This window comes from Lamprobacter sp., assembly GCF_034860625.1.
Taxonomy (GTDB): Bacteria; Pseudomonadota; Gammaproteobacteria; order Chromatiales; family Chromatiaceae; genus Lamprobacter.
On record NZ_JAYESN010000055.1, the window covers coordinates 23,259 to 30,065 of the forward strand.

Here is a 6,807-nt window from a genome sequence, read left to right on the forward strand (position 1 = left end):
GGTACTCGAAATTTTCCCTGTTCGCAGGGCAACTCAAACGCTGCTGGATCGCGCGGCGGTCCCATCATGGACCGCAGGGTGAGCGCAAGCACAAAATGGTCTAGTGCATCAATCGACCTCACCGGTGCCGGGAGGGGAGGGGCTGTTGGGACAGGTTCCGCTGCCCGGCGCAGCGCTTTCGGGCTTGCCTGCGATCGAGGTGGCTTCTACAGTGACGGTAACGAAGCAGACGAGCGACACAGCGCGGGATCATCATGGAAGCAGAAATCCGGGAGTTTCGTGATCATATCAGCCGCTATCCGCCCTTCGACGGGCTGAGCGACGAGCTCCTCGACGAGGTGGCCGGCGCGGTGGAGATTGCCTATTTCAAGGCTGGCACGACCATCGCTGAACGCGACGGCTCGGTGCAGGCGCTATCCTATATCCGCAGTGGCGCGGTGGAGGTGTACCGCCACAATGGCCAGCTCCACAACCGCCTCGGCGAGGGCGACATCTTCGGGCAGCTCGACCTGCTGCGTGACCGCCCGGCGCGCTTCCCGGTGCAGGCCATCGAGGACACCCTGATCTATCTGATCCCAAAGCCGGTGTTCGACCGCCTGTGCGCTGAGGACGAGGAGTTCGCCGATTTCGTGGAGCTGTCCGGCTCGCGGCTCAAGAGCACGGTGGAACAGAGCCAGCGCAACAACGACATGATCGCCACGCCGGTGCGCCGCCTCATCTCCCGGCTGCCGGTCATGATCGAGGAGTCGGCCAGCGTGCAGGAGGCGGCACGCCTGATGACCGAGAACGACGTCTCCTCGGTGCTGCTGCTCAAGCCCGGCAACGACGAGGATTCGGACCACATCTTCGCCGACACCGAGGGAAACCAGTGGCTGCTCACGGGGATGATCACGGACAAGGATCTGCGCCAGCGCATCGTCGCCGAGGGGGCCTCGGCGCAGACCCCACTCTCCAGTATCAGCCACGGCTGGATCATCACCATCCAGTCCAACGAGTCGGTCAACGAGGCCATGTTGACCATGCTGCGCAACAATATTCAGCGACTACCGATCCTCCATCGCCGCCGTCCCGTCGGGGTGGTGTACCTCTCGGACATCGTCCGCTACGAGACCAACAACAGCGTCTACCTGGTCAACAACATCTTCAGCCGCACCTCGGTCAAGGCCCTGGCGCGCCTCACGCCCGAGGTGCGGGCCTCCTTCGTGCGGCTGGTGGACGAGGGCGCCACCTCGCGGATGATCGGTGGGGCCATGTCGAGTGTCGGTCGCAGCCTGATCCGCCGCCTGGTCGAGCTGGCCGAGGCCGATCTGGGCCCACCCCCGGTTCCTTACTGCTTTATGGTGCACGGCTCCCTCGCGCGCAACGATCAGTCGATCACCACGGATCAGGACAATGCCATGGTGCTCCATGACTCCTTCGACCCGAAGCGTCACGATGACTACTTCAGGGAGCTGGCGCGACAGGTGAGCGACGGGCTGAACGCCTGTGGCTACCCGTATTGCAAAGGGGAGGTCATGGCCACCAACGACCTGTGGCGCCAGCCCCTCGCTCGCTGGAAACAGTACTTCAGCGACTGGATCGCCAAGCCGGACCCGCAGCGGCTGCTGCACAGCTCGATCTTCTTCGATTTGGACGCGGTCCATGGCGAGGCGCGTTTCGCGGAGGAATTGCAGGACCTGATCGCGACCCGAGCCAAGGCTAGCCCCCGGTTCCTCGCGGCCTTGGCGCGCAATGCCCTCGGCCGCACGCCGCCCCTGGGCTTTTTCCGCACCTTCGTGCTGGAGCAGGACGGACGGCATAACAACAGCATCAATCTCAAACGCCGCGGGATCGCCCCGCTGAACGACGTCATCCGGGTGCATGCCCTGGGCGTGGGCTCGCGGGCCCAGAACGGCTTCGAGCGGCTCGATGAGATCAGCGGTGCTGGGGCGCTGCCCGCCGGCCAGACCGACAAATTGAGCTACGCCCTGGAGTTTCTGTCCCTCGTGCGGATGCGCCATCAGGCCCAAGAGATCAAGGACGACCATGAGCCGCACAATGCCATCCAGCCGGAGCGCATCGCAGACATCGAGCGCCACAACCTCAAGGAGGCCTTTCAGATCCTGAGCAACGCTCAGAGCTTCCTGCGCTTCCGCTATCCCAGCCCGAGCCGCTGATCGCCATGATCCTGGGCAGGCAGCAGCGACAGGCCTCCCCGAGCTGGGGGGATTATTTCATCCGCCAGGCCCAGGCCTGCAAGACCCCAGCCCTCAAGGCCTTCTACGCGGCAGGGGTGCCCGCAGAGGAGCGCCCCATTGGGGAGGTCCCGCTGGTGGCATTGGACTTCGAGACCACGGGCATGAATCCGCGCGAGCACGCCATCGTCAGCATCGGCCTGGTGCCCTTCGACCTGCGCGTCATCCGCCCGTCGGCGGGCCGCTATTGGGTCGTCAAGCCGCCCCGGCCGCTAACGGAGGAATCCATCGCCTTTCATCGCATCACCCACTCGGAGGTGGAGCAGGCGCCACCGATCGCCGCGATCCTCGACGAGCTAATGGCCGAACTCGCCGGCCGCCTGGTGGTGGTCCACTACCGCAACATCGAACGACCCTTCCTCGAGGCCGCCGTCCTGGCCAATCGCGGTGAGCGCTGCCTGTTCCCCGTCATCGACACCATGGCCTTGGAGGCGCGCTGGGAACGCCAGGGCTTCCTGCAGCGCCTCAAGCGCCTGTTCGGCATCCAGCCGTCGTCCATCCGGCTGGCCGACAGCCGCGGCCGCTACGGCCTGCCTCATTACTCATCCCATCATGCCAAGGTAGATGCCGTCGCCACGGCAGAGCTGTTCCAGGCCCAGATGGCCCGGCATTTTGCGCCCGAGACGCCGGTCTCTGATCTCTGGGTCTAGGCGCTGGGCGGCGAAGCACTTAGGAAGTGTCCATCAATTGCTTCCCGAAGCGGTCGCGGCCGCCCTTTTCAAGCGTCGTCAACGGGCTGACGACTTGGCCGCTTTGGCCGGCTTGGCGATCCGGGGCTCGCTTAGCAGCCCCATGACGATGGCGTAGCAGCCCGCCAGGAGCAGCAGGGTGAAGGGCAGGCCGGCGGAGACTGCCACCGCCTGTAGGGCGGCCAGGCCACCCCCCAGCAGCAGCGCGATGGCAACAGCACCCTCGATCACGCCCCAGAACACGCGTTGGGGCTTGGGGGCATCGATCTTGCCGCCCGCGGCGATGGTATCGATCACCAGGGACCCGGAGTCCGAGGAGGTGATGAAGAACACCAGCACGAGCACGATACCGATGAACGAGGTGATGTCTGCCAGCGGCAGTTCGCCCAGCATCATGAACAGCTGTAACGGCAGCTCCGCCGAGGCGGCCCCCTCGAAGCCACTTTGCACCTGCTCGATGGCGGTGGTGCCGAAGGCGGTAAACCAGAAGATCGAGACCGTGGTGGGGATGAGCAGCACCGAGATCAGGAACTCCCGCACCGAGCGCCCGCGGCTCACCCGGGCGATGAACATGCCCACGAAGGGCGACCAACTGATCCACCAGCCCCAGTAGAAGGTGGTCCAGCCCTGGCTGTAATTGACATCCTCCCGCGCGAAGGGGTTGGACAGGAAAGGCAGCTCAGAGAGGTAGCCGAGGATGTTCTTACCGAAACTGGTCAAGATCAGGAGCGTCGGCCCCACGAACACCACGAATATCAGCAGCAGGAAGGCCAAGACCATGTTGATCTCGGACAGGCGTTTGACCCCTTTGTCCACGCCCGCCACGATGGACACAATGGCCACCGCCGTGATGCCGGTGATCAGCAGCACCAGGGTGACATCCCCGTCACCGATCCCGAATAGATAGTCCAGCCCCGAGGCCGCCTGCTCAGCGCCGAAGCCGAGCGAGGTGGCGAGTCCGAACAGGGTCGCGAACACCGCCAGGATGTCGACGATATGTCCCGGCCAGCCCCAGACGCGCTCACCCAGGATTGGGTAGAAGATCGACCGCACCGTCATCGGCAGGCCCTTGTTGTAGGAGAAGATGGCCAAGGCCAAGGCGACGATGGCGTACATCGCCCAGGGATGCAGGCTCCAGTGGAGCAAGGTCGCCGCCATGCCCAGGCGGGCTGCGGCCGCCTCATCGCCGGCAGCACCTCCGAGAGGGGCCCAGTCGGTGCGCACGCCGTCCTCGCCCAGGGTTGTGCCAGACAACGCCGTGCCGTAGTGGGTCAAGGGCTCGGCCACGCCATAGAACATCAGGCCGATCCCCATCCCCGCCGCGAACAGCATGGCGAACCAGGAGATGCGCGTGAAGTCCGGGGTCGCCTCGGCGCCGCCGATGCGGACGCGCCCCAGGGGTGAGACGATCAGGCCGAGGCACAGCAGCACGAAGACATTGGCCGAGAGCAGATAGAACCAGGTGGCATGGGTGTTGATCCAGCTCTTGGCCCCATCGAAGGTGGCGGTGGCCTGCTCGGGCAGGGCTAGGGTCAGCACCACGAAGCCGAGGATCATCAGGGACGATACGGCGAAGACGGCCCCATGGATGTCGATATCCACCCCAAGCGGGCGGGCCTGATAGTTGTCCTGACCGATCTGGTAGTCGGTATCGATCAGATTAGCGGCCCCTTCCGGGGCCGGTACGCCGACCGACTCGGGTGCTGCCTCCGGGGCAATTGCGGGTTTTTCTTCCACGAGATTCTCCCTTGGTTGCCTGATGCGAATCAGGGGTCTTGTGCAGTGGTATCGATGCGCGCTTATTCGGGCGCGAGATCCCGACGCACGAGGAACACGGACGCCTTGGTCTGCTTGGCGATCTTGGCCCCATTGGAGGGCATGATGGCGTCGAGATGGGTGGGCAGATGGGTCGCCATGACGACCAGATCGGCACCGACGTCTTTGATCGCCCGGACCAGGATATCGTCCAGGTCGGCTGCCGGATCATGGCTGTTGTAGACGCGCGCCGTCGGCTCATGACCGCTATCGGGGGCATGCTCGTGGGCGAAGGCCCTGAGCCTGAGCTCATATTCTTCCGGCGTGCGGGCCACCGTGCTGGGCTGAGAGGTGGTCACGCCGACGTAGCAGAGCGCTGCCCCGTAGTGACGCGAGAGATCGGCCGCGACGGTCAGGGCCTTCTCCAGTTCACCCATGTGCGCAAGATCGACCGGAACCATAATCTTGTTGAACATGAACGCGGGCCTCCTGAGGGTTACGCGAGCGCATGCCGCAGTGAGGCATCCTGCACACCGCGCCACCGGCTCATCGGTTTAGGTCGGGCAACAGTCTAGCAAGACGAGGGTACCTATGCTGCGTCGGACCCAGGGGCAGGCAACTGCTGCCGCGCACCAGGATCGGCATGCGACCCGGCGGTGCCGGCAGCAGACCGACCATCAACTAATCTTCGATCCCGTGCAACTCGGCCTGGTCAGACATCTCAGCGAGCGTGCGTTAGGGCTGCATCCTCCGGTTGTGTTGCGCCTGGGCGCGTTCGAATTCCTGTTTGTCGATCTGGCCGTCGCCATCCTGATCGATGTCCTCAAAGGACGGCGCATTCTCGAGATTGCGCATCTGATGGCCCTGCTGCGAACGCTCCTTGATGCGCTCGGCTCGGGCTTTGTCGAATTCATCCTTGCTGATCAGGCTATCACCATCGGCATCGAAGGACGAGAAGGTTGGCATCTGTCCGCCCATCCGGCCCATGCCAGGCCCCATTCCTCGTCCCATGCCTCGTCCCATGCCGGGTCCCTGTCCGGCGCCGCCCATGCCGCCAGGGCCCATGCCCGCGCCTGGCCTCATGCCGCCGCCGTTGCCCATGCGTTGCGCTCGAAAGTCTGCGAACTCCTCGATTGTGATCTGGCCATCGCCGTTCTGGTCGATGTCGCTGAACTCGGGCGCGTTGGCCATGCCGCGCATCGGCGCGCCAGCCTCGGAGCGGGCTGCACGACGTTCTGAGCGCGCCTGGTTGAATTCCGCCTCGGTCAGGATGCCGTCATCGTTACGGTCGAGGTCGCTGAATCTCATTGAATCGCGCATGCCGGCTCCCGGTGGAGCGCTGTCCTGGGCAAGCGCTGGGGCAAGCGCAGACAGGCTCAGCGCTGAGGTCAGGGTCAAGCTGAGTGCGGTGGCTGTGGTGAATCTCATGGTTGTCTCCATCGTGGGTTGGTTTGAGGCTGACCGGTTGTGGTTTCCGCGCTGACTGGCTCAGTGTGAGCAGCCATCGTCAGTCTGAGCCATCGCCGGACGCATGTTGTGATGCAACGATGAAGCCGATTCTGCGGTGCAGCCTCAAGATTCTTCAGTGCAGCGGCAACAGTGCGGACTCAAAACGCACAGCCTATCGGTCTCGAGACCTGCTGGCCTTGATACTTGTCGCGGTCTCTCGGCGTTCATCAAGTGCTCATCAGGCGTTATCGCTCGCCGGCTCAGTGTCGCATCCGATTAGATTCGACCCCCTCAATCGGCCTTCAGTTGCTCACCTCCCTCGCTGCGCTCAAAGCGTTGCTCGAGCTTCGGCAGCTGCTGCTGGCTGGTGATCAAGGATGACCTCGTCGCCCAGCTTTAGCGTCTGGATATCGCTGTCCCTAGCACGCACCGGTTGCAGCCGTGAGACCGGCCAACCGACGACGAGCAGCGCGGTGGCGGTTGCCGTCAGCCGTAAGGCCAGCTCGATGCTCGCGTAGCTCCAGGCCATGAGGGCAGGGGGAAAGAGAGCGCGGCGAGGACGAGCAGCAGACGGCCCAATTTCCCCAGCACCACAGGCAGCCGGGCAGCCGGGCAGCCCGAATCAGGGTGCTCGCTGCGCGTTCGGTCATGGCGACTTGGCGTCCAGGTGATCTTTCAAT

At 64.2% G+C, this 6,807-nt stretch carries 6 protein-coding genes; 2 read left to right on the forward strand and 4 right to left on the reverse strand.

Annotation, left to right across the window (positions count from 1 at the left end; all coding sequences use genetic code 11):
* Positions 1–254 precede the first annotated feature (254 nt).
* Positions 255–2,156, forward strand: coding sequence for a DUF294 nucleotidyltransferase-like domain-containing protein (locus tag VBE63_RS14980; RefSeq protein ID WP_323683830.1), 1,902 nt, complete (start codon positions 255–257; stop codon positions 2,154–2,156).
* A gap of 5 nt (positions 2,157–2,161) precedes the next feature.
* Entirely contained in the window at positions 2,162–2,884 is a 723-nt protein-coding gene (locus VBE63_RS14985; protein ID WP_323683831.1) for a 3'-5' exonuclease, read from the forward strand.
* Between the two features lie 78 nt (positions 2,885–2,962).
* Here VBE63_RS14985 and VBE63_RS14990 read toward each other — a convergent pair whose 3' ends face one another.
* From VBE63_RS14990 to VBE63_RS15005, 4 genes are all read right to left on the reverse strand, one after another.
* Positions 2,963–4,660, reverse strand: coding sequence for a BCCT family transporter (locus VBE63_RS14990; protein WP_323683832.1), 1,698 nt, complete (start codon positions 4,658–4,660; stop codon positions 2,963–2,965).
* A 62-nt stretch (positions 4,661–4,722) separates the two neighbouring features.
* Positions 4,723–5,154, reverse strand: coding sequence for a universal stress protein (locus VBE63_RS14995; protein WP_323683833.1), 432 nt, complete (start codon positions 5,152–5,154; stop codon positions 4,723–4,725).
* A 259-nt stretch (positions 5,155–5,413) separates the two neighbouring features.
* Complete coding sequence (locus VBE63_RS15000) at positions 5,414–6,106, reverse strand: EF-hand domain-containing protein (protein WP_323683834.1); 693 nt, start codon at positions 6,104–6,106, stop codon at positions 5,414–5,416.
* A gap of 349 nt (positions 6,107–6,455) precedes the next feature.
* A complete protein-coding gene (locus VBE63_RS15005) occupies positions 6,456–6,656 on the reverse strand; it encodes a hypothetical protein (RefSeq protein WP_323683835.1) in 201 nt (66 codons plus the stop codon).
* Positions 6,657–6,807 lie beyond the last annotated feature (151 nt).